The organism is Bradyrhizobium sp. PMVTL-01 (genome assembly GCF_051861855.1).
Classification (GTDB): domain Bacteria; phylum Pseudomonadota; class Alphaproteobacteria; order Rhizobiales; family Xanthobacteraceae; genus Bradyrhizobium.
Genome location: NZ_CP193983.1, coordinates 230,608 through 253,327 on the forward strand (window position 1 = coordinate 230,608; position 22,720 = coordinate 253,327).

General features: G+C 61.6%; 18 protein-coding genes and 2 pseudogenes. 6 read left to right on the forward strand and 14 right to left on the reverse strand.

Annotated elements, in window-relative coordinates; translation table 11 throughout:
* Positions 1–769 precede the first annotated feature (769 nt).
* From ACRQ5Q_RS41955 to ACRQ5Q_RS41965, 3 genes are all read right to left on the reverse strand, one after another.
* A complete protein-coding gene (locus tag ACRQ5Q_RS41955) occupies positions 770–1,171 on the reverse strand; it encodes a hypothetical protein (protein WP_439400161.1) in 402 nt (133 codons plus the stop codon).
* Positions 1,172–2,177: 1,006 nt separating this feature from the next.
* Positions 2,178–2,540, reverse strand: coding sequence for a hypothetical protein (locus ACRQ5Q_RS41960; RefSeq protein WP_439400162.1), 363 nt, complete (start codon positions 2,538–2,540; stop codon positions 2,178–2,180).
* Positions 2,541–2,580: 40 nt separating this feature from the next.
* Positions 2,581–2,949, reverse strand: a complete 369-nt coding sequence (locus ACRQ5Q_RS41965; RefSeq protein ID WP_439400163.1) for a hypothetical protein — start codon at positions 2,947–2,949, stop codon at positions 2,581–2,583.
* Between the two features lie 460 nt (positions 2,950–3,409).
* On the opposite strand from ACRQ5Q_RS41965, the gene istA reads away from it, so the two are divergent.
* The gene (gene istA / locus ACRQ5Q_RS41970; RefSeq protein ID WP_439392910.1) at positions 3,410–4,948 is read left to right on the forward strand and encodes an IS21 family transposase; all 1,539 of its coding nucleotides are present in this window, start codon (positions 3,410–3,412) and stop codon (positions 4,946–4,948) included.
* Between the two features lie 15 nt (positions 4,949–4,963).
* A complete protein-coding gene (istB, locus tag ACRQ5Q_RS41975; protein ID WP_439392912.1) occupies positions 4,964–5,707 on the forward strand; it encodes an IS21-like element helper ATPase IstB in 744 nt (247 codons plus the stop codon).
* A 1,528-nt stretch (positions 5,708–7,235) separates the two neighbouring features.
* Here istB and ACRQ5Q_RS41980 read toward each other — a convergent pair.
* The 3 genes from ACRQ5Q_RS41980 to ACRQ5Q_RS41990 form a co-directional block, all read right to left on the reverse strand.
* Positions 7,236–7,625: a response regulator gene (locus ACRQ5Q_RS41980; protein ID WP_439400164.1), complete on the reverse strand. Its 390-nt coding sequence runs from the start codon at positions 7,623–7,625 to the stop codon at positions 7,236–7,238.
* The gene (locus ACRQ5Q_RS41985) at positions 7,622–11,149 is read right to left on the reverse strand and encodes a GAF domain-containing protein (protein WP_439400165.1); all 3,528 of its coding nucleotides are present in this window, start codon (positions 11,147–11,149) and stop codon (positions 7,622–7,624) included. Before ACRQ5Q_RS41985 ends, ACRQ5Q_RS41980 begins: the two co-directional genes overlap by 4 nt.
* Before the next feature lie 329 nt (positions 11,150–11,478).
* Entirely contained in the window at positions 11,479–11,673 is a 195-nt protein-coding gene (locus ACRQ5Q_RS41990; RefSeq protein ID WP_439400166.1) for a hypothetical protein, read from the reverse strand.
* A gap of 113 nt (positions 11,674–11,786) precedes the next feature.
* Here ACRQ5Q_RS41990 and ACRQ5Q_RS41995 point away from each other — a divergent pair, with 113 nt between their 5' ends.
* Both ACRQ5Q_RS41995 and ACRQ5Q_RS42000 read left to right on the forward strand, forming a co-directional pair.
* Positions 11,787–12,149, forward strand: a complete 363-nt coding sequence (locus tag ACRQ5Q_RS41995; protein WP_439400167.1) for a hypothetical protein — start codon at positions 11,787–11,789, stop codon at positions 12,147–12,149.
* 997 nt (positions 12,150–13,146) lie between these two features.
* Entirely contained in the window at positions 13,147–13,425 is a 279-nt protein-coding gene (locus ACRQ5Q_RS42000; protein WP_439400168.1) for a hypothetical protein, read from the forward strand.
* 122 nt (positions 13,426–13,547) lie between these two features.
* Here ACRQ5Q_RS42000 and ACRQ5Q_RS42005 read toward each other — a convergent pair whose 3' ends face one another.
* Positions 13,548–13,712, reverse strand: coding sequence for a hypothetical protein (locus ACRQ5Q_RS42005; protein WP_439400169.1), 165 nt, complete (start codon positions 13,710–13,712; stop codon positions 13,548–13,550).
* Between the two features lie 333 nt (positions 13,713–14,045).
* On the opposite strand from ACRQ5Q_RS42005, the pseudogene ACRQ5Q_RS42010 reads away from it, so the two are divergent.
* Both ACRQ5Q_RS42010 and ACRQ5Q_RS42015 read left to right on the forward strand, forming a co-directional pair.
* A pseudogene (locus tag ACRQ5Q_RS42010) lies at positions 14,046–14,228 on the forward strand (hypothetical protein); the annotation flags it as partial.
* Between the two features lie 278 nt (positions 14,229–14,506).
* The gene (locus ACRQ5Q_RS42015; protein WP_439400542.1) at positions 14,507–14,962 is read left to right on the forward strand and encodes a hypothetical protein; all 456 of its coding nucleotides are present in this window, start codon (positions 14,507–14,509) and stop codon (positions 14,960–14,962) included.
* Here ACRQ5Q_RS42015 and ACRQ5Q_RS42020 read toward each other — a convergent pair.
* The 7 genes and pseudogenes from ACRQ5Q_RS42020 to ACRQ5Q_RS42050 all read right to left on the reverse strand — a co-directional run.
* Positions 14,909–15,255 (reverse strand): annotated as a pseudogene (locus ACRQ5Q_RS42020) (hypothetical protein); the annotation flags it as partial. The gene ACRQ5Q_RS42015 and the pseudogene ACRQ5Q_RS42020 sit on opposite strands and share 54 nt — an antisense overlap.
* A 19-nt stretch (positions 15,256–15,274) precedes the next feature.
* Entirely contained in the window at positions 15,275–16,660 is a 1,386-nt protein-coding gene (locus ACRQ5Q_RS42025) for a tetratricopeptide repeat protein (RefSeq protein WP_439400170.1), read from the reverse strand.
* Between the two features lie 49 nt (positions 16,661–16,709).
* Positions 16,710–19,448 (reverse strand): AAA family ATPase, encoded by a 2,739-nt coding sequence (locus ACRQ5Q_RS42030; RefSeq protein ID WP_439400171.1) that lies wholly within the window; start codon positions 19,446–19,448, stop codon positions 16,710–16,712.
* A 61-nt stretch (positions 19,449–19,509) separates the two neighbouring features.
* Complete coding sequence (locus ACRQ5Q_RS42035; RefSeq protein ID WP_439400172.1) at positions 19,510–20,121, reverse strand: hypothetical protein; 612 nt, start codon at positions 20,119–20,121, stop codon at positions 19,510–19,512.
* A 664-nt stretch (positions 20,122–20,785) separates the two neighbouring features.
* Positions 20,786–20,911, reverse strand: a complete 126-nt coding sequence (locus ACRQ5Q_RS42040; RefSeq protein ID WP_439400173.1) for a cytochrome b5-like heme/steroid binding domain-containing protein — start codon at positions 20,909–20,911, stop codon at positions 20,786–20,788.
* 50 nt (positions 20,912–20,961) lie between these two features.
* Complete coding sequence (locus tag ACRQ5Q_RS42045; protein WP_439400174.1) at positions 20,962–21,384, reverse strand: FAD-dependent oxidoreductase; 423 nt, start codon at positions 21,382–21,384, stop codon at positions 20,962–20,964.
* A 607-nt stretch (positions 21,385–21,991) separates the two neighbouring features.
* Positions 21,992–22,165 (reverse strand): hypothetical protein, encoded by a 174-nt coding sequence (locus ACRQ5Q_RS42050; protein WP_439400175.1) that lies wholly within the window; start codon positions 22,163–22,165, stop codon positions 21,992–21,994.
* Positions 22,166–22,720: the final 555 nt, after the last annotated feature.

Below are 22,720 nucleotides of genomic sequence, written 5' to 3' on the forward strand. Positions count from 1 at the left end.
GCTTGGGCCAGAGGCTTCGGAGTGAGACTCGCGCTGACTGTGGAGGGCTGACTTAAAGCAGGTGGCGTCCGCGAGCCTGATGCTGATGCTATTTTTAGGGCGCTTTCGACCTTACCACCTGGTTTGGCGTCCGGCATGCGGCGTGAAGCCGTTTCTAACTGAGCAATTGGGTTGAAAGCCGAGATTGTTGCAGGACCGTAGCAAGCCCCAGCCCATCCCAATCCGAAGCCTCCAGCCAATGCGGTCAAGACGAGCCAAATGGTGCGATTTGGATGGCCGCTTGGCGCCAATAGCGACTGGATCTCTTCTTGATTGGAGGGCAAGAAATCTGATTGGTCGAGCGTGATGGGCCACGCGACCTCGCCATTGCCTGGATCGGCGCCCCTCTCGATCCTTTCCAAGGTATTGGCATGATGCAGTTGCATGCTCGAGGCCCTTGTGGTCCCCAATGATCATGCCGGGAATTAAACCAACTCTTAACAGCCGATGCCCTCAGCACGAATAAGTCAGCAGTATCGCGCAAGAAACCAAAAAGCGTGATATTCGGCGGTCAGCCGGAAGCTTTACGGCGGGGCCGTCGGATGGTGTTGCAGCCATGAGCTGCTGGACTGCTCTGGCACTCGCGCGTGGGCTGCCCTCCCGGGAGGATCAGCGGCGCAAATCAACTGGCAACGGTCCGTTACCGGCGAGGGTGGGCGCGAAGGCAAGGCAGGAAAAGGCGCCATGATGCTTGCGGCGGAGGTCGCACTTAGCGGTAAGTGACGCCGATTTATGGAGCGCTGCGGGGAGCTGCGGCACCGGCTGAGTGGACGGTGTCCTGTAGCCACGCTGGGCAAGGTCTGCGGATGTTCTTGCTCTGCTTTGCCGGTGTCGTCGGCGCCGGCTTAAAGCCGGACTGCCTCAACAGCTGCGCAACAATGCGACGCTGCTCGAGGGCGGACTTACCGAGGGTCTCGAGCCGCTCCGCCTCCCCCTGCATCGCCGCAATGGTGTTCGCCGCGACCCTGTCGGCTTCGCCAGGCTCTCGGCCAAGACCGGCCAGGAGACCGGCAACGATCTGCTCGCGCTGGGCGGCTCGCATGGCCAGCAATTCCTTCCAGCGCGACCAGTCCCGACGAGGTGCTGGTTTCGTTGGATGGTCGGATGGGGTGTTCAGCATGACGTTCGGCATAGCACGAACATATCGTGCACTTCCGACCTTCAAAATAAATCTTCGTAATAGTGACCAGAAATCAATTACTTAGCACGCGTTACGTGCAACTGCGTCTCGACCCGAAGCCGCGGCGATGAGGCTGGGCCGGATCAGGGTTTGATGGAGGAAGGCGGCGCTCGAGAGTGGAATTAGGCGGGCCAGGCAAAGTTAGCCGTCCGCTGCCGCGTAACAAGCGAGGTGAGCGCAGATCGCCACCACCGCGCCACCAAATCGCCCCACGACTCAACGACGCATGTCGCAGCGGGCCGGGGCGATGCGCGTGGGTGGTGTAGTGATGCGCAATTGGTCCAACCTATATCTGACAGCGGTCCTCGGCGGGCTGACGGTCTCGGTGCTCCTACTTGGCGCGATACGCATTAGCAATGAAGGACCGGCTCGAGTCAGCGCTGCGTCAGAGCACAGCAAGGCTCGTAGCGCCTTGGACTTTGGTGTCACAGACCTGAGAGGGTCACTGCCGTGAGGAAATGATCACCAATTCGGCCTTGCTGAGCCCGTAGAGCAGCCCTCCAGGTGCCGAAGCCCGGCCGACGGGGCGCCACGCACGGGCGGCCCGCGCTCCCGGGCTGGCGAGCCTCGCGCCAGTGCCGCGCCTTATGGCGCGAGGAACAGCGCATCAGCGACAAGTTCATGTGAGCCCATCGTCCTGCATTTGCGTCATGGGGTGACGCCACGGTTGGCCGGCCGAGGTCACGCCAGGGCGCAGAGCGCGGCGGTGTCGCAAGCGAACCGAGGGGAGATGGTGGAATCGGTTCAGGCTGTGGATGCTGGGGCCCACATATGAGGTGTCGCGCGCCATGGAAAACCGCCCCCTCATATTGCCTCAGATGACAATGTTACCGAAGCGCCCCAGCTGTCGCACGAATTGGACCCCGCGGGTCCGAGCAAGCCGCTCGCGAAGCGCGCCCTCCAGAGCGCCGTAGCGAGCGAGCGGCTTGCGGTGATTCGGCGAAGCAACACGTGGGATTTAGACAGCGTGGGAAGCTTGGAACGATAGTATGGTTTCGGTGCTGCTGATGAGCTGTCGAGCGACCTTTGATCGCCAATTCTTCACCAACCGCTGCACCGTACGCCGCTGATGGCCACTGAACTGACCCGGCGCATGCGCTGCCAGCCGGGAGAGGAGATCGACGGCGGACAAGTGCGGAGCCGCGGCGAGCCATTCCTCGATCATGTGAATGTATGGGTCGAGCATCGATGGCCGACGTGGCGCAGGTTTGCGCCGCAAATAGCGGCGCCGATGAATGCCGCGCTGCTCACCCTGCTTCCAACCGTCGCCGAGCTCTCGGGCAAAGGCGGTCAAGTCGCTTTGCACCGGCGCGACGGTCATGGCTGGCTTTCCGGCCCCCTGATCAACACGCTTGCCCAGCTCATTTTGAGCGTCCCTCATGTGCCAGCAATGCCACCGGATCAAACGTGCGGTAAATCTCACGCAGCCGACGTTTGAATGCCGCGTTGAGATGCGGGTGGACCAATGCTCTTTCGTACGGTGTAGCGGGAGGAAGATAACGCTTGATCACCTTGGCACCTTCGCGGTGCTTCTCCTTCAGCTTAAACGAGGGCTGGAAGAAATTGATGTGCAGCCGTGCCGCGGCAAACAGGTGAGCTAATGAGCGAGCGGCATCAATGCCTTCAAAGCGCCCGTAGCCCACCAGACGTCGAACGATAGCTCCGTTCTTCTGTTCAACGAACGCTTGATCGTTCTTCTTGTAGGCCCTGGAACGAGTGACTTCGGACATGGTGAGAACGGCACCACGAGACGACCGTGTCGTAGGTTCTGGGCGCGCTCAAGGGCCTCGACCACAAGCGCTGCTTCACGCACGACGAGCGGAAAGCATTCGGTCCACCCCGTTGCGACATCCACGATTGTTAGCGTCTGAATGAAGGCCCCGGATACGGACATGCCGCCGTGCGCAACCAGATCCGCTTCGCAGTACCCCGGCGGAGGTGATCCCCAGTCATTGAATGTACGCACCGGGACTTGCCGCCGTACGGCACTGGAAATGCGCGTTCCAGCCGATCGTGATCACCGATTCCAGGCCATCGTGATCACCCATTCCAGAGCATCGTGATCACCGTTTCCAGCCGATCGTGATCGCTATTTCCAGCGATCATGATCGGGGACAACCAGGAGGCGCCCACCGCTGACAGTCTGCAACCGGGGTAGCTCGGTCTTTTGCCCAACCGCAGAGGATCGAGATGCCGACAGAGAGACTGTCCATGCGCCACATTCGCGAAGTTCTACGCCTGCACTACAGCGTCGGCATGTCGCAACGCGCCGTTGCCCGCAGCCTCGGTCTGGCCCAGGGCACGGTCAGTAAGTACGTCAACCGAGCCCGCCGCGCCGGTCTGACCTGGCCGTTGCCAACGGAGCTCGATGACGACGTCCAGCTCGAGAACCGCCTGTTTCCGCCGCCTTCCGATCGGCCCAGCGACGAGCGTCCGCATCCGGACTGGGCGCTCGTGCATCGCGAGCTGCGGCGCCCGAACGTCACGCTGATGCTGTTGTGGGAGGAGTATTGCGACGCAAACTCCGACAGCTTCAGCTATGCGTGGTTCTGCGAACGCTATAAGGAATGGGCCGGCCGCCTCAAGCCGACCCTGCGCCAGGTCCATGTCGCCGGCGAGAAGCTGTTCGTCGACTATTCCGGCCACACCATGGAGGTAGTTGACGGGCTCACCGGTGAGGTGCGCAGCGCGCAGATCTTCGTCGCCGTGCTCGGCGCCTCGAACTACACCTACGCCGAGGCCAGCCTCACCCAGAGCCTGCCGGACTGGATCGCCTCGCACGTGCGGGCCTTTGCCTTTTTCGGCGGTGTGGCCCGGCAGACGGTGAGCGACAATTTGAAGGCCGGCATCACCCGGGCCTGCTTTCACGAGCCGATGGTCAACCGGACCTATGCCGATCTCGCCCGCCATTACCGCACCGCCATCGTCCCGGCGCGGCCGTATCGGCCGCGCGACAAAGCCAAGGTCGAGGTCGGGGTCCAAATCGTCGGGCGATGGATTCTGGCGCGTCTGCGCAACCGCCGCTTCTTCTCGCTCGCCGCCCTCAACGAGGCGATCCACAGCCTCCTTGTCGAGCTGAACGATCGACCTCTCCGGAGCTGGGGGCGAAGTCGGCGCGATCTGTTCGAAGAGTTCGATCATCAGGCGCTCACCCCCTTGCCGGATGAACCGTACGAGTATGCCGAGTGGAAGCGCTGCCGGGTCAACCTCGATTATCACGTCGAGATCGCCAAGCATTACTACAGCGTCCCTCACAACCTCTTGCATCAGGAGGTCGAGGCTCGCATCACCCAAAAGACCGTCGAGATCTTCCTCCGTGGCAAGCGCGTGGCCTCGCATCTGCGCAGCACCTTGCCGCATCGCCCGACCACGATTGCCGAGCATATGCCGAGTTCGCATCGCCGCTATCGTGACTGGACCCATGAGCGTATTCGTTCCGAAGCCGCCAAGGTCGGCCCCGACGCCGACACCCTGATCGACGTCATCCTGCGGTCGCGGCCGCATCCGGAACAGGGCTTCCGCTCCGCGATCGGCATTCTCGGGCTGGTCAAGCGCTACGGCCAGGAACGCGTCGACGCCGCCTGCGCCCGGGCCCTGCTGCTCAACGCCCGCTCGTACAAAACGGTCGCCGCCATCCTCAAGAACGGCACCGACAGAACCGCGCCTCCCGCCGAGGAGGCGCCCATCCTCTTCCACGCCAACATCCGTGGCCGCAGCTACTACAATTGATCAGGAGAGATCAGCATGCTTATTCACCCCACCGTCGATCGCTTGCGCGCCCTCGGCCTCGCCGCCATGGCCGATACCCTCACTGAACTGCAGAACAACCCCGAGGCGGCCGAGATGCCGCACGCCGATTGGCTCGGCCTCCTCGTCGATCGCGAGGTCACCGCCCGCGACAACCGCCGCCTCACGCGCCGCTTGACCAGTGCCAAGCTCCGGCAAGCCGCCGCCATTGAGAACGTCGACTATCGCACCGCTCGCGGCCTTGACCGTTCGCTCTTCCAAACCCTCGCCACCTGCCAATGGATCCGTGAGGCCAACCACCTGGTCATCGTCGGCCCAACCGGCACCGGCAAGTCCTGGCTTGCCTGTGCGCTCGGCAACAAGGCCTGCCGCGACGGCTTCTCCGTCCTCTACAAGCGAACATCCCGCCTGTTCGCCGATCTCGCCCAGGCGCGCGGCGAAGGCCGTCTGGCGCGCCTGATCGCCGCGCTCGAGCGCGTCAATCTCCTCATCCTTGACGACTGGGGACCCGAACCGCTCACCGCCGACCAGCGCCGCGATCTGCTCGAGATTGTCGATGATCGCTACGACAAGGGATCCTTGTTGATCACAAGTCAGGTCCCCGTGTCGCAATGGCACGACGTCATTGCCGATCCCACCCTTGGCGATGCGATATTGGACCGCATCATTCACAATGCGCACCGCCTCGAGCTCAAAGGCGACAGTCTACGGCGTCAGGCTGGCGAAAAGAAAAAACCGTGAGCACCTCGCGCACGATCGCCCCGCCGGCCCACAGGCCCCTCCCGCGCGCGTCGCTCCGTCGCTCATGGGGGCACTCCGCGCCGCGCACGGGGCCCTCCCATGGACCGCCGGAACGATCTCCGAACCAACCCGCCAGCCTTGACCAGGAGACCATTTCCAGCACACATAAACCCGTCAGTCGTGTTCGCCTCCGCATCTGATCACGATCGCTGGAATCCGTGATCACCATCGCCTGGAACACCTGATCACCATCCCTGGAATGCGCAACTGGAAAAGCCCGCCGGCCGTCGGCGTCCTCTGGCTGCTGCGATCCTTACGTCGCTCAGCAGGCGATCGATCGTCGCCGCGCTCACCCTCAAAACCTTAGACCGCTCATCAGCAGAAAGCTTCAATCTGCCGTGCCGTTCAAGAGCCGGAAGCAAGAACGGGATCATCGCGACGAGCCGCTTACTGCAGAGCCGGTCAGACGAGTCCCATAGCACAATCAGTGCCATACGAATGGAAGCTCCGTAGGTCCGGCCCCGCCGCCGCGGCACGGCCGACCCCGATGCCCCGTCCGCTGACAGCGCTCGGATCGCGTGCTTGCGATGCCATCCCGCAACGGCGCACAGCTCGTCTAGGATCCGTCCCTTCTCGAGCCGCCCGCTTGCCCGATAACGCTCGGCCAGCGCTGATGTGATCTCGCGCTTTGCGCGCATGCTGATCTTCCCTGCCATAGCCGCCACCGAACTGATTCGGCAGCTCCGCCCCAGACACGACAGGGAAGTTGTCCGGTAACATTTTTAGCGAGGCAATGCGGGGCCAGTTCCGGATGGCGTTTGACACGAGGGAACGACTATTCGAAACATACACGCTGGTCGTCGACGCCATCGGGATTATCGCCTTCGCGGCGCTGGTCGCTAGACCGCGAGCCCGTCGCCGCGCCGAGAGCAGACGACCCCGCTTGGTTTAAGGCGCGATTAAACACGGCAACCCATGGTCGGGGCGCTCAAACGCACTGAGATAGATTGCATTGCACCTATCAAGGTTAACCATCGATCCAGCTTCGTTCATGTCCCGCTCAATACTACCCCGAGGCGAACTCCCTAGTGTGGGCCTCACACCATCGACACGCTCGAAGCGATCGTGGTCATAGTCGTCTCCATCGCCCCGTTTCTGGTCTCGCTTGGAGCGGTGCTCTCGGCTGGAGGGCCCCGCAAATGGCTATTCTTCTCGTACGCGTTTTCGTTCTTAGCTGGCTTGGTGGCCGGAAAGGGCTTCGGCTTTCTGGTGTGGTCCATTTGCTAGATCCTTGCATGGGTGTTTGCCGGGATTGCCTGAAGGCGCGTGGAGCTTCGCCGCCGGATGATGAAACAGCTTCCGGTCCTAAACAAAGATCCCATCAGCTAGAGACGGATGCCGGGCCCGCAGAGCAGCGCGAAGGAACGCGGACGCGCATTACCTCAGTCGCTATCCACTCCTCAGTTAAGGCGTCATAAGCCGGCGAGACGAGCGTCCGCGTCGGACGGCCCGACGAGGATGGCGGCGGTCATGCGGCCTGCTCGAGCCTTGCATCGATCTCCTGGCGCAGCGCCGCGAAATCGATTGGTTTGGTCAATAAGTCGGTCGCGCCGTTCTCCAGCGCCTTGCGCTTGGTTTCGGCATCACCATAGGCTGTGATCATGATGACGGGGACGTCGGGTCGGGCCGAGCGCACGATCGGCAGCATCTCCAGCCCGCTCATCCCGGGCATGTTGATGTCGGACAGGATCAGGATGAGGGTGGCCTCCCGAATCTCTAGAGCGCGTTGCAACGCTACGGGCGCCGAAGGAGCAAACTCCATGAGAAAACGGCCCGCCCGCAGATCGCGCCGGAAGTGCTGACGGAACAGCGCTTCGACATCGGGCTCGTCATCGACGATCAAAATATAGACACTCAATTTTTGCCTCCGCTCTGCGATGGTGCGGTCGCGGTACGCGGCAGCGTGATGATGAATTCAGTAAACGCCCCCGGCTCGGTATCGACGTCGATCCTTCCGCCGTGCTGTTTCACGATAACATCGTGACAGATCGAAAGGCCGAGCCCTGTTCCCTCGCCGGCGGGCTTGGTGGTGAAGAATGGAGTGAATATGCTCTCCTTCAACTCAGGTCGAATGCCGGTGCCGTTGTCGCGTATCCGGATTTCCACGCTCCTGCCGAGATTTCTTGTTGCTGCGCTCAGCGTCGGCTCAAAGCCATCGCCTGCGACTTCCTTGCGCTTCGTGGCTGCGTAGAATCCGTTTGCAATCAGGTTGAGGAAGACCCGGGTGATTTCCTGCGGGTACAGCTCGAGCGTCTGCGCAGTGGGATCGAGGTCTAGGTCGAGCGTGACGTTAAAGCCCGGCTTTTCCGCGCGCGCACCGTGATAGGCGAGGTTGAGACTTTCTTCGAGGAGTGCGTTGATGTCGGCGGGACGCCGCTCGCCAGACCCCTGACGCGAATGCAGCAACATGTTCTTGACGATGGAGTCGGCGCGCTTGCCATGCTGCACGATCTTCCCCAGATTATTGCGCAGTGTATCCGCCAATTCGGTGACTTCGGTCCGCGTCTTGCCGTCCGCATGCATTTGCTGCAAGGCCTCCTGCAACTCGTCGATCAGTTCGATCGACAGGCTCGAGAAATTGTTGACGAAATTAAGCGGGTTCTTGATTTCATGCGCAATGCCAGCAGTGAGCTGCCCAAGTGACGCGAGCTTCTGGGTCTGGACTAGCCGGTCCTGTGCCGTTTGCAACTCCCGCAATGCATTTTCGGCCGCATCGCGCGCCGCGCGAATGGCTTCCTCGGCGTGCTTTCGCTCGGTAATGTCGGCATAGATCAGCACGAAGCCGCCGCCCGGCACCGGATTGCGCCGCACCTCGACGACGCGACCGTCCGGACGTGTCCGCTCGTAGCGCATCTCCTGACGGGTGTCTTCGAGCGAGCGGCTCAATTGCGCTTCGAGATCGGCCGAGCCGAACTCGCCTCGGGCAGAGAGATAACGGAAGAGCTCGGCCAAACTCGGCCGCTCGGCAAGCAATACCTCCGGCAACTCGAGCATCTCCTGCAAATTGCGGTTCCATGCCGCCAATCGCGCGGCAGCGTCAAACATCGCGACGCCGTCGCCCATATTGTCGAAGGTGGTGCGCAGCTCGGCCTGACGCTCCCGCAACTCACCCAGGAGCCGCGCATTCTCGATCGCGATCACGGCTTGCGCGGCAAAGCCCTCCAGGATGACGATCGCGTTCTCGGAGAAGGGCTTAATCTCACGTCGTCCACAGACGATCATTCCGAGGAGCGTCTCGTCTCGACGCAACGGCACGAATAGCGCAGTGCGGATTCCGGCGAGTTCGGCCGCGCTCTGCATCACCGGATGGTCGATTTCCGCGCAGTCGGGTAGATGCACGAGACGCTCGCCGGCAAGCAGGCGCCGGCCGACCGGATGGTCTGATCCCCGAAGGCCCCGTCGCAACATATTGGCGAATTGCTCAGGCAGATCGTGCACTGCGACAGCGCGGAACCGTTCGCCGTCATAGACCTGCAAGCTACCGTAGGCGACGTCGCAGAGGCGATGTGCCTTCAGCAGGATCATATCGAACACCGGTGCGAGATTGCCGGGCGATGAATTGATGACTTGCAGCACTTCGGCTGTTGCGGTTTGCCGCTCGAGCGCTTCGCGCAGTTCGGTTAACAACCGAGTGTTCTCGATTGCGATCACCGCCTGGTCCGCAAAGGTCCGCACCAGTTCGATCTGCCGCGCGGTAAACGGTTCGACCCGTTGGCGCGACAGGTTCATGACACCAATCAGTTCGCCGTCGCGCAGTAGCGGGACGCCAAGGAGCGCGCGTATTTTCGCGAGCTTGAAGGTCTCGGGAAACTGATATTCCGGATCGGCGGTGATGTCGGCGATTTGCACAGCGCGACGCTCCGACATGACGCGCCCAGTCATCGTCCGTCGCCCCGAAAGCGCGGAGATTGGATGGCTATCAAGGTACTTCTGGAATCGGACAGCATCGTCCGCCGCTTCAGGCGTCGAGCTAACCGCCGCGACGTAGCGGAACACGTCGCCGTCGCGCCGCGAGATGAACGCCATCTCTGCCTCGCACAACCGTGCCGCCGTCCGGGCGACCGTCTCCAGCACCGGTTGGAGGTCGAAGGTCGAGCGGCTGATAACTTTGAGCATGTCGCTGGTCGCGGTCTGGTATTCGAGCGACTGTTCCAGATCCCTCGTGCGCTCGCGCAGCTCGCCCAAGAGCCGCGCATTCTCGATGGCGATGACGGCTTGAGCGGCAAAATTCCGCACCAGCGCAATCTGCTTATCGCTGAACGCGCACACTTCCCGCCGGAAGAAAATGAGCGCACCGATGACGTCCCTCTCCTTGAGCATTGGCACAGCCATGACAGTGCGATAGCCGCCAAGCTCGGCGGCCGCCACGGCCAGAGCGTCGCGCTGAAGGTAGGGTTGTTCGATCGTGATGTCGGCGGTTTGCGCAACCTGCTTGGTCGCTATTGCGCGGCCAAAGGTTATGTGCGGATTGGGTCGCACCGGCCCGCGCAGCATGAATTCGGCGAATGCCTGCGGCGCGTTGTGGGCCGCGCCTAATCGGAAAGAATCGCCTTCCGCCAGCATCAGAATGCCGAATTTGGCTTCGCAGATGCGCGATGCGTTCTCCAGGATGGCGGCAAACACCGGTTCGGTCTCGCCCGGAGAACTACTGATGATCTGAAGCACCTCCGACGTTGCCGTCCGCTGGTCTAGGGCTTCAGTGAGGTCGGCAGTCCGCTGGCGCAGCTCATTGAGGAGGCGCGCATTTTCAATCGCGATCACGGCTTGAGTGGCGAAGTTCTGTAGCAGCGCGATCTGCTTGTCGGAAAACGGCCGTGCTTCCTGGCGGTAGATGTCGATGGCGCCGAGCAAGGCATTGTCCTTGCGCAGTGCAACACTTGCTAGGGTACGGGCGCCGCCAAGGTCGACATAGGCGCGACGTAGGCGATTGCCGGCACGGTACAGCTCAGTCGCGGATAGATCCGGCACGTGAACAATGCTGGCGCCTCCCACGATCTCAACGAGGCTAGCGGAAGCCGGCGCAGGCACGGATTCGCGAACAAACTCGGCGAGCGCCGGCGGGATGCCGTACGCAGCGCCCACGGAAAATTGCTCGCCATCGTGAAGCCAAAGAGCGCCAAATCCGGCTTCGCACAGCCGCGTCGCCTTCTTCAGCATAGCCTCGAAGACCGGGCCAAGGTCGCCCAGCGAGTTATTTATGACCTGCAGCACCTCGGCGGTCGCGGTCTCCTGCTCACGCGCCTCTTTCAGCTCGCGGGTGAGAGTGCCTACCTGCTTTTGCAGATCGGCAATAGATGTGGCCGCGATCGATGGTGTGGGCGCTTTGCGCCCAGTCGCGCGCCGACCTTTGATCGGATGTTCGCTTCCACCGCGCCGCTGCATTTCGCTTCCTCGGGTGGGTCAGAATGGGGCCTAAGCTTATATAAATTCGGAGTTTCGCGCTATGGCCGGAAGCCGCGATCGGTCGAAATCACTTTCGGAACATCGGCTGCCTACTGCCGGTCTACCCCCGACCGACCCCACAACTCAGGTCTCCAACTGGACCTCGCATCTCGCTAGGAGCCAGTCATTCGATTTTCGATCGGAAAGAAACTCAATACCTGACCGAAACCCGAGCTTTTTTTCTTCGCTCGCGGCCATTGCACCGAGGCGGGCTCATAAAGAAAGCCGTCGGGATGTGGGGTAAGTCGGGTCTGCGGTCGCTTGCGCGCTCAGCACTGGTTGAGGCCGTCGAGCAGCTTACCCGCGCGCTTAGACAAATCGCGACTTTGCCCAGTAAGCCGGCGCTTCGCCGCGAACAGATCAAGCTTCAAGTCGCGCTCATTGATCCACTCTTCCAGGTCAAAGGCTATGCGGCGCCAGAAACGGAGCCGTCGGCAGAACGGGCACGCCTCTTGATCGAACAAGCGGAGGCACTCGGCGTATCTTCCGAAGATCCCTTGCTGTTATTTTCGGCCCTCTACGGCTTGTGGGTTGCGAACCACTCCGACTTACCGGCCACGCACTGCGCGAACTTGCGGTGCAATTTTTCGTACTCGCTAAAGAACAGGTAACGACTGGCTGGCTCATGATCGGGCATCGTATCCTGGGCGTCTCCTTGCTGGTCACGGGGGACATCGCGCAAGCGCGGTCGCATTTCGATCGTGCGATCGCGCTTTACGATCCCGTCGAACATCGCTCGCTGGCGACAAGGTTAGGCCAGGACGTCCGGGTGGCAATCTTGTCGAATCGGTCATGGGCTTTGTGGTTTCTCGGCTATCCTGAGGCCGCGCTCGCGGATATTGAGCGCGGGGTCAAAGATGCAATCGAGATTGATCAAGCCGCCGCCTCGTTGTATGCGCTCTCCCAAGCAGCATTCGCCTATGCCCTGTGCGGCAACTAGAGGCGGCAAGTACGCGAGCCGAGCAACTTGTCTCTTTGGCAGAAGCCAAAGGTGCCTTGTTTTGGAAGGCTCGCGGAATGGAGCATCAAGGCGACATATTGGCCCAAACTGGCAAAGCCTCAGAAGCGATCCGCATTATCACTTCTGCAATCACTGCACGTCGGTCAGTGGGATTGACATTTTGGTTGCCGTGGTACTTATCAGACTTAGCGAAGGCCTAGCCGAGCTCCAACAATTCGATGATGCTTCGCGCTGCATTCTCGCCGCAACTACGATTATTCCTGCCAGAACCTTACCCCGGCAAACACCCCGCCAACGGTAGCTAGTGACCAGGCCGCAACGTAGAGGGTACGGAGACAGGTGTCCATTGAGGTGCCAAGCCGCTGCACCACCACCCCGTGGTCCTGGCTGCGCCGCTCTGAGCGCCGAGCACGTGCGGCAGCCCGCCCGTTCGATTGCCGGACTACTTCGGCTCGATCGTGTCAACCCTGCGGCATGGCAAGCATCTGTAGGCATAGACCGCTGGCAGCTTTGCAGTCTCCGGCAGTGTCGCAAGATAATCCATAGGGCGTCTGCATTCGCTGCAGATGAGAATAGGTGGATTGTCTTGGTTGCGGCGGCTTGCCATCATATGCTCATTGAGAGCGCGCCAATATAGTTTCGGATGGCACCAGCGAAACCTCCGGTGAACTACCGGAGCATATCGAAATCCGGCAGAGCTCTCGTTTGCTGCGCCTTCATGCGCTCATTGAGAAATGACATCCGACCCCTTTTGTGCAGTTGAGCGGTCGGAAGCGCCCATATTTTTCCCAGAGTCGGTTGGTTGCCGCAACCTATGCTGGAGGTCGAGACCGACGCGACGCTGAAGCCTTGCCCGGCGTGCTGTGGCCCTCCGCCCCGCGGCCTCTTTGCGACCGTCCTGACGGGCTTGAACGCGTGTCACTTATCATTTGGGGGAAGCGCCCTGGCTCCGCCGCTGCGTGATGGTGGTGCGGCCTTGACGCCGGTTGACCGATTGCCTCGCCCTGCCGCCGTCCGCTTAGATGTCATAGGACTAAGAGGGGCGGCGACGATGAGGCGAAAGGCGGAATGGATCGCAAAAGCCAAGGAAGCGATAGACGACCTGCTTTCAAGCGTAGAACTACACTACGTAAACGGCTGGGAAATTGGCTTTCTTGAGAACATGAAAGTGCAGCTCGATAAAACGGGTTCGCTGACCGACAAACAAGAGGCAAAGCTCTTGCCTCTGCTACGGCAGTCGCGAAAGTGGGGATGACGCGGTGACGGTGTGGGCAAACCTCCGCGAAACGCGGACGTTTCCGCGATGACGATGCGCGGCGAGCGTCGCCGTCGTGCGCGGCGGACGAGGTAATTGACCTCACTGCTGCCAACAATGGTCTAGTGCAGCGTGCCCCGATGCGGTGGAGCGATGTTGGATTGTTCATAGAAGTATTGCAACTCGGCCTCGAGACGCTCGTTGAGCAAGAGGAGCACTTGCAAGGCCCCGTGAACGTCGCCCCGGTATTCTTCGATCAATCTGTCTATCAGGTCGTTAATCGGCATGGTTGGCTCCCACGGCGTCTGATTCCATTAATCGCGGCTAGTGGGTTCAACTTGCCTTCAATGCACAGCTTGTTCCCTTGGCTGGGGCGCAAGCCGTGAGGCGCTCACCGCGACGCGATGCGGAAATCTGCTGGTGTGTACGTGTGACATCCCAACAACATACAAGCAGAAGAACGCGCTGAATTGGATGAACACCGAGAGTCTTCCCCGCTATTCACAGGACGCGAGCCGAGAGCCAGGTTTATCGTCAGAGCGACAGGGCTGCGATGAAGCGGCTCTTGCAACTGCGCTTTGGCACCGAAACGATAAGGCTAGGTTGGCTCGGGGTGGCGCATGTTTGACGTTTATTTAAACGAAAGACGCGACCTGCTCGTCGTTAGTAAGGGACTTCCTATACCCGCACACGAGCCGGGGCGATGGCGCAAATCCAGGAAGAAGGTTCTCAAAGTCAGTGACGAGATCAAGTCGGCGGTTCAAAGGCAAGGCTACTACATTCGGAAGTTGAGCGATGCAAAGGGACCGTCACGTCTTCTGATCGCTAAGCAAGCGCGGTCGTCGAGCCGATCCATTCCAAGGCATGCCGATGATCCTGACGACTGGCGAGAAGCGGGACGTGTGGATGCGCGCGCCATGCGATGAGGCGAAGGGGTTGCAGCGACCATTGGGAGCCCTCTCGCGGGCCCCAAACTGGTAGCAATCGCTCTGCAATGGGGTCAATCGCTCTGGAGCAGCGCCGCTGCCCTGCTGACTACCATCACTATGTCGACGCCAACCAACGAGCGGAGGGACAACTGATGGTCTGGAACAACCTGGTCAGCCAATCTGCGACACTCGCGTCGCGGCCTAGAGTCCTCAGAGCAACCTTCATGTGCGCCCTTTCGGCGACGGTTCACTTCACTTCAACGATAGAGGCAGGACAGAGGATCACGACGCCGCCGGTCAATGCGCACAATCCCATGGTCTCGATCATGGCCCTGGATGGTGTTGCGCTCCTTTGCAGAAACTTCCGGCCGGCGCGCCCCTGCCGACTGTCTTCCGGCACCCTAAAAACTGCCGCGCATGGCCCCTTTAGCATCGAACACATCGCTATGATCCGGTCCAAAGCCGCAAAGCACACGTCGATCCTCGACACGATGAGAGCCATCACCGGGACATCCACGGCACGCGCGTGCTTTGCCGAGGGCCGCTGTGTCCGGTGCCATGGCCTCGGGCGTTACCCGCTCGATCCAGGCGACGTTCAGTCCGAATGATTTGCGCCGGTGACGTCCCACGGGTTGGAGGAGCGATAACGCGCTCGAACGCCTCCTTCTCATAGTCGAGCCCGAGCACGCGCAGCGTATAGGCGAGCGACTCGCGGGTGACCGCCGCAAAATCCGATAGCGCCGCGTCAGCGAGCGCAACCAGGTGTATTCGAGCTGCTTGATCCGCCAGACCTGCGTGATGATCTGGCCGCAGCCGGGAATTGCATCCTCGGTGACGTCAGCGACGGACTGCTGTCGTAGAGTGCCCCATAGGCCTCGAAGACGACTGCTTTGAGGCTCATCAACTACTCCTCCGGCGGATCAAGGTGATGTCGGTCGCGGATTGGCCTCTGGCCACGGAGAGGGGCTCGCGATTTCAGTCTCGGCCGTTTCGATCCTGAGCGGGCGCGGTACCGGTTTGAGGCCTGCCAAAATGTTCTTCGCCAGCTCCGCTGCGCTGGTCTTGACGTCAGGCTGGAGGAAATCTTCGAGTCTTTGGAGGTTGTTGCCTGAATCCTGCCACCGGAGCTCTTTCGCCACCGTGTAGTGAGCGTAAGCCTGGGTGTAGTCTCGCGTCGTTCCGGCCCCATCGTGGTAGGCGCGGGCGAGCCAATAATGGCAGTAGGCATTTCTGTAAGGCGCACATTCCTGGAATAGTTCAAACGAGCGCTTGGTATCGAACCACGGCGCGTCCCGCGCGTATCTTATGACATTAGCGAGCTCCGCGAGAGCGAAGACAGAGTGACCCTGGCGATAGGACCGCTCGAACCACTTGATCGATTCCGACAAATCCGTGCTTTCCCGATCGAAGTATCGGTCTCTGAGCCACCGCGCGAGCGTGAACTGTGCCGCTTCAAACCCGGCATCCGCCGCGCGTCGCAAATAGTCGAGCGTCTTCGTATCATCGCGGGCAAGCCCGCCCCGCCCGGTGTTGATGCAGAATGCGAGTTGCGCCATGGCGACGAGTTCGCCGGCATCTGCCGCCTTGCGCAAGAGATCGACGGCCTTCACGGTATCATACGTGCTGCCAAATTCCCCGCTGACATATCCGGCGGCGGCGAGCCGCGTCGCGTACGGCTCGCCCGCGGCAACCGCGTCGTCGATCAGCTTCCGTCCCGCCGTCTCATCCTTCGGCACGCCGCTCGCGCCCGTGAAGAGGATGCGGCCGAGGACGCTGCCGGCCTGACGATGTCCCCCGGCTGCCGCCTCGCGCAGCAACGCCTCCGCGCTGCGCGTCTGGTCGGTCGAATTCGGGATCAACAAGGCGAGTGCCGAGAGGAATTGAACGTTGGGGTCGCTCGAAGTCGCCGTTTTCAGGATGTCAATCGTCTTGACCCAATTGAAGCGATAATAAGCGCCGAGCGCCGCGCCAAGTTTCTGCTGGTCGTCCAGGGCGGATTTCCTAAAGGTCGATCTGTCGACGATGACCGTGATCTGGTTGGCGACCATGGGTCTGCTGACCTCATCGTCCCATACGAAGACAGCGCGTCGGGTGGCCGCACAGCCCGGAGTTGATGCATTGGTGCAATCGGCAGGCTTGGCCCAATTGCCCACCGAAACTGGCGCCGTCTGAGGAAGACCCACGAGAAGCCAGCTCGCGAGAACGACTGCCGTCAGCTGCGGCCAGACAAACCATGCGCGACGATACCAGGGATCGTATTGCCAGAAGGCAACATGCAAGGCGGCCGTTCGGCCGATCGCTGTCATCTGGTTTGTCCGCTCTGATTCCATCTTGGGTCGATCGTTTCGTTTGCAGCTATGCCAGGTCCTGGTTGACCAGTTCGACGGCGACGTACTTGAGCGCATCAGCGATGGGAATGAAGAAATTGAGGCTGGAGCCCGTCTTGTCAGCCGTAACGGTTATTCCGCCCACACTAACGGCCACGACATTGCCGAACCGGTCCACCAGTGCGCCTCCGCTACTGCCGCCATGGATGGCAGCATCGCTCTGTAGGAGCTTAAGATCGTTGTTCCCCGTGCCAAAAAGATCATCGTCCGTGCGATAGCCGCTGACGATGCCCTTGGTGATGGTCGTCGACCATTTCTCGTCTTTCGGCGTACCTACGGCGTAGACCTCTGCGGCGACATCGGGCAGGTTGAGCTGTAGCGGCAAGGCCTCCATGGCCGATTCGTTGACCTTCACCAAGGCGATGTCTCGCGCCTTGTGCGACTGCACCACCTCGCCGGGGAGCTGACGGCCAGTTGTCAGCTTGATGGTTACAAATTTGTTGTTGCCGACAACGTGGTGGTTGGTCAGAAGGTATCCATCCCTGGAGATGAAAAAGCCGCTGCCGTGACCGCCGTCTAACTTGATCGTGACAACGGCTGCCTGCAGGGCGGACGTCCCCTCAGACAGTGGGGTGACCGAGCGAGGCAGCGCAGAGATCCTGACCACGGTGTCGCTGATCTTTTCCGGCTCGAGCCCGCGATATCCGGAAATCTGGATGGCCGCGTCAATATCCGTCATGGTGAGCTGACGCACGTCAGCGGAAGGGTCGCGCCCCACGCGCAGGGCCTGGGCCTCGCGTGCGCGCTCGAGCAGCGTTCGCATCTCGCGCGCCTGTCCCCAGGACTTGCTGCGCATGCCGACCTTCATCCACGGGCCGAGGCTGGTTTCGAGATCATCTGGCAGTACGAAGTTTTGCCGTTTGGCCATCACCCGCAGGATGGCGACAAGCTCGTTCGCGGCATAGGGCGGAAACGCGATCGTCTTGGTGAAGCGACTGGAGAGGCCGGGATTGCTGTTGATGAAGCGTTGCATCTCGTTCGGGTAACCCGCAACAATGACGACGATCCGGTCGCGGTTGTCCTCCATGAATTTGAGCAATGTATCGACCGCCTCCTGGCCGTAATCCTGACCCGATCGGGCAAGCGAATACGCCTCGTCGATGAACAGGATGCCGTCCAGCGCCTCCCTGCATTTATCGAGCGTCTTGGCGGCGGTCTGGCCGATATAGCCTGCCACCAGACCCGAGCGGTCGGTCTCGACCAGATGACCTTTTCGCAGCACGTTGAGCGAACGATGTATATCGCCGAGTGCGCGGGCGACCTCAGTCTTTCCCACGCCGGGCGGGCCGGTAAACACCATGTGCCGGCTGATGGGCGCGGTGACGAGCCCCTGCTCGCGGCGCATGCGCTCCACCTCAAGCCCCGAGATGAGCTTGTTCACCTCCTCCTTGACCGGCTCCAGCCCAACCATCTCTTCGAGGTGGTCCAGCGCCTGATCGAGTGTGCGTTCAAGGGGAACGGTGGCCGCGACCTTCAGTCTGCGCATGGAGCGTGGCGCCAAATGATCTGGCGAAGAAGACGCCGCCAGCGTGGGTTGAACGAGGACCGGAGCAGAAGTTGATATGGTCGGCGCGGGCGGAGGCGGCAGAGGCGGAGGCGGGATGCGCGTCCGCACCAGATTCACGCCTGCGCTTTCGAAGTCGACCATCTCGATCTTGCTGATGTCGGCGGTCGGGTCGGCGGCCACGCGCAAGGACTGGGCTTCGGACGCCTTGTCGAGAAGGTTGCGCATCTCGCGCGCATTGCCCCAGCCCTCGCTCTTCCACTGGGTTTCGATCCAGGGGACCAGGCTTTGCTCGAGTTCATCAGGTAATCCCGCGTGCTGCCGCCTGGCCATCAATCGCAAGATCGCAGCCAGCTCCTTCGGTTCATAGGCCGGGAATTCGATGGTTTTGTTGAAGCGGCTCGCAAGGCCCGGATTGGTGGCGATGAAGCGCCGCATTTCATTGGGATATCCGGCGACGATCACCATGACGCGGTCGCGGTTGTCTTCCATGAACTTGAGGAGCGTCGCGATGGCCTCTTGGCCGAAATCCTTGCCTTCGCCTGCGAGCGAGTAAGCTTCGTCCACGAACAGGATGCCGTCGAGCGCCTCCTTGCACTTGTCGAGCGTCTTGATCGCCGTCTGCCCGATATAGCCCGCGACCAGGTCGGCGCGCTGTACCTCAATCACATGTCCTTTGCGCAGCACTTTGAGCGAGCGATAGATCTCCCCCAGAGCGCGCGCGATCTCGGTCTTGCCGACGCCGGGCGGCCCGGTGAACACCATGTGCCGGCTCACCCTTGCCACCGGCAAGCCCTGTTCACGGCGCTTGCGCTCGACTTCGATGCCGGCCAGCAGCTTGTTGACCTCCTCCTTGACGGAGCTGAGCCCAATCATCTGGTCGATCTCGTCGAGCACCTCGTCGGCGGTGCGGACAGATACGGCCGCAGAGTTCACGTTCAGCCGGCGCCCGACCGTATAGCCCTCCCCGACGGGGACCAGTCCGAATCCACTGGGATCGCTCCCGAGCCGCATCGCCACATAGGTCAACGCGATCCCGGCCAGCATGATCAGGAGCACGGCGCCGATCGTGAGCGCGTTTGCCCACGTCAATGCGCTGAGTGGACCGGATTTCGGATTAAGTATCCATTGCGTGGCGATCGCGGCCACAATCATCGCGATGCATATGCCGACCATCGGATGGTTGCGGAAGAAGTTTTTCATGGCCGGCAATTCCCGGTCACGGCGTCCCGTTCGCCTGTTTGCACATTACCCGTTTGAGCAGTCATGGACATGGGTTGCGAACCTGCCACCTGACATTGACGGGATAGGTGCCGTTGACGTCGTGAACGCCTCCGGGCGTGAGGTAGAACCCCACCTGGTCCGCCTCGCCGACCAATGTCAGAACCCCACGTCCCGTGGGATACGGCGCGGGATAGGGAATGGCGACGCGCTGAGGCGCGGGGCTGAGCTTGATCGGCGGCGATAGATGTTGTCCCGATCGGACGCGCACCATGCCGCCATGCCCATTCCGTTGCGTCAACGTCACCCATGCCAGCGGCACCTTGCAGTTCTTCGCGTCGTCCACCGCCGCTTTCGAGCTTCCCGGATCGAGGGTCGGAAGAGCGGCATTGATGTCGGCTGGCACAAGCACTTCCAGGGTGGATTCCTCGCCAACGGCAACGGGCTTGTCGCGGACGATGCTAGGTATCACGACGCTGGCGGCTATTCCGGCGATCGCAAGCCCGCCGACTATTCCGATCACGATCCTTCGAGACGAGCCAGGCTTCTTGCCACGCGGCGGCTCCGGGCGTGGAGGCTGGTCTTGCCCGCCGATCGCGCCGCCGGAAATCTCGGCCTGTGCCTCTGGCTCACTCATGTGTCGAGCTGTGGTCATTGTCGGATCCAGAATATTAGGGTCGAGGGCCGATGAGGCGACATCCCTGAGTTTATGAAAACGTGTCCAAACCGTTACTGAACGACGTCCCGTGCGGTGCCCCAGCCCGTTTCGTGCAAGTCGTTATTCCCGATGGCGGGGGCACGGATAACTATGGCAAAACATTTTGGCGCGGAACGTGCGTCAGGTCACTCATGCCGTTTCGCGAAAGCGTTTTCTTGAACGAGCTGGACGGCCGTTCTCACACCCGCCGATCCCTGGATACGACGCGCGATAGGTGCAAAGTTTTCCAGACACTCGGGATGCGATCCGGTTAGTTTTCTAGCCGTTTCCGGAGCTTGACGGCCGGTGCCATTGTCGCGGTTGAGCGGATCAATAGCTCGGCTCGAAGAACAGATTAACGACCCAACACATTTCAAATGACCGATTGATGCATGGAGGACGTTTTGTGCTTCAAGTATATCGACCCGGACGTCGCGGGCGAGCTTCCCGGCTTTCGGCGGGGCTATCTCTTAGGGTGCGCTGTCTTGATGTGCATCGTGGCCATTGAGCTGATCGTGCTGCTTTAGTCCGTGGCGAGGTAGCCAATGCAGAAGAGAGCGATGTGAGCGACAGCTTCGGGACTGTGGTAGTCGCCGAATTCCGCGGTGGCTTCCTTGCTAGCTTATATGCGGGCAATTCCGGCGCCGCCGGGATGATGCGGCGGCCGCTCAGTGATGTCGAAAACTTTTCTGCGGATGATGACCCAGCAGTCGTCACGATTGTTGTGCAGGGCGACCTCTTCGCGCATGACGGGACCTGGCGCCTTGGCGGGAGCGGCCGGCGTCCAGAGCTTCCCGGTCACTGGCGTAGTTGGCCTTCGGCCCGGCGGAAATCCCAGGGCCCCAGTCTCTTGTAGGGCAATTCGGTGCCGATATTGCGGGCGTCGTAGGGGTAGATCCAGGAGTCGTCCTCGCCCCCACGCTTGTCATGGGCGAATGCCGGGCTCACCCGCTCATTGAGCGTCTCGAGCAGCGCCCTCTGCTCGGCGGTGTCCCTGGCGCGCAAGTGATCGAACGCGAATTTGGAGCCGAGCTGAAAGCGGGTAGCGCGATGATGCCGCACGCGCTCGTAATGCAACAACGCCGTCGCCACGTCGCGCTTGTGCAAAGCGAAGCCGCTGGCGAGCGCGGCGGCGTCCTCGAAGGACTGCGCGGCGCCTTGGCCGAAGGTGGGAAGCATCGGGTGCGCCGCATCGCAAAGCAGACAGATGCGTCCCTGCACCCAGGTTTCAAGCGCGTCACGATCGTAGAGACCCCACCTCGTGGGACGAACGATCGCCCCTGGCAGCGCGAGCAGGTCATCCCGACTCGGGCTCCATTCGAAGGTCTCGCCGACCTTGCGAAGGATCTCCTCCCGGCCGACGGAAACCAGTCGCCCTCCTCCTTCTCGAATGCGGCAGAGTCGGGCTCGTAGCGGGCGATCCAGACGTTCAACAACTCGCCGCCGCGCACCCAATAGGTCGTCGCCCCGCTCTTGTCATTGCGAAGGCGATCCATGCTGAGGGAGTCGATGGGATTGTTGTCCAGCGGGCTGCCGTCAGCCTTGCGGAGCGCGGCGACCGCAGCCCGCGGAATCAGTCCACGAAAGCAGGTCACCTCGGTCCAGCGTTTGGGACGCGGGTTCGGCCACGCCAGCTGCAATGTGGCAGAGTTGATCCCGTCGGCACCGACGAGAAGCTCTGACGTGACGGTTCGACCATTCGCAGAGGTTGCCGTCACCTCGCCCGCGGTCTGATGCAAGCGTGTCAGCCTGGAATCCATGTGCACTCTGATCGGGCACGGCGCGCCGCTGTCGGGACCGAACTCGAACACCCGTTTGTACAGGCACATCAACAGGTCCAGCCGATGCATGTGATGAAGCCGGCGCCGTCGCCGGCGGCGGTGACATGATCGAACTTGGTCACGCTGCCATCCGCGTTGAACTGCCGGGTCGACTCCAGAACGGCCGCCCGGCCGGGCGCCTTGGGATCCCGCCATCGAGGTCGACGCCCAGCCAGCGACATAGCCGCGCGCCGTTGGGCGGGATGTTCAATCCCGCGCCGGCGGTCAGTTAAACCAGCGGGGCAGCCCGGAAGCGAACGACGGCGGATGGAGACTGACTTAAGGGACGGGACGTCCTCGCATTCATGGAGGCCCAACTGACGCCGGGTCCAATCCGGGGGACGGCGGTCAACGAGATCACGCTACCGGTTGTCGAACAAGCGCCGGTTCCTCCGCTGCGGCAGCCTGCCGACCGCGCGAAGCGGCGGCGCGAGCGCCGAGAACGCCGCAGCGAGGCGCGCGAACGACCCAGGGCGAACGCCTCCTAGTCAAAGACGCCAGCGAAGCTGGACCGCTTGATAGTCCCGGACCATCGATTGTCTCCCCAGCCCCACGCGTACCGCCGTTACCTTGTTTGCGGCCATGCCCGCTGGATCTACAGACTGCTTTTCGATTCGGCCATCAGGCGGCCGAGTTGTGCACCGGGGTCTTACAGGGCCGGTAGGGCCCGAGAGGACGCGGACGGGAGCCGAACCCGCACGGTATCGCGGCCACGACCGTTCCCTCCGACCCGCGCC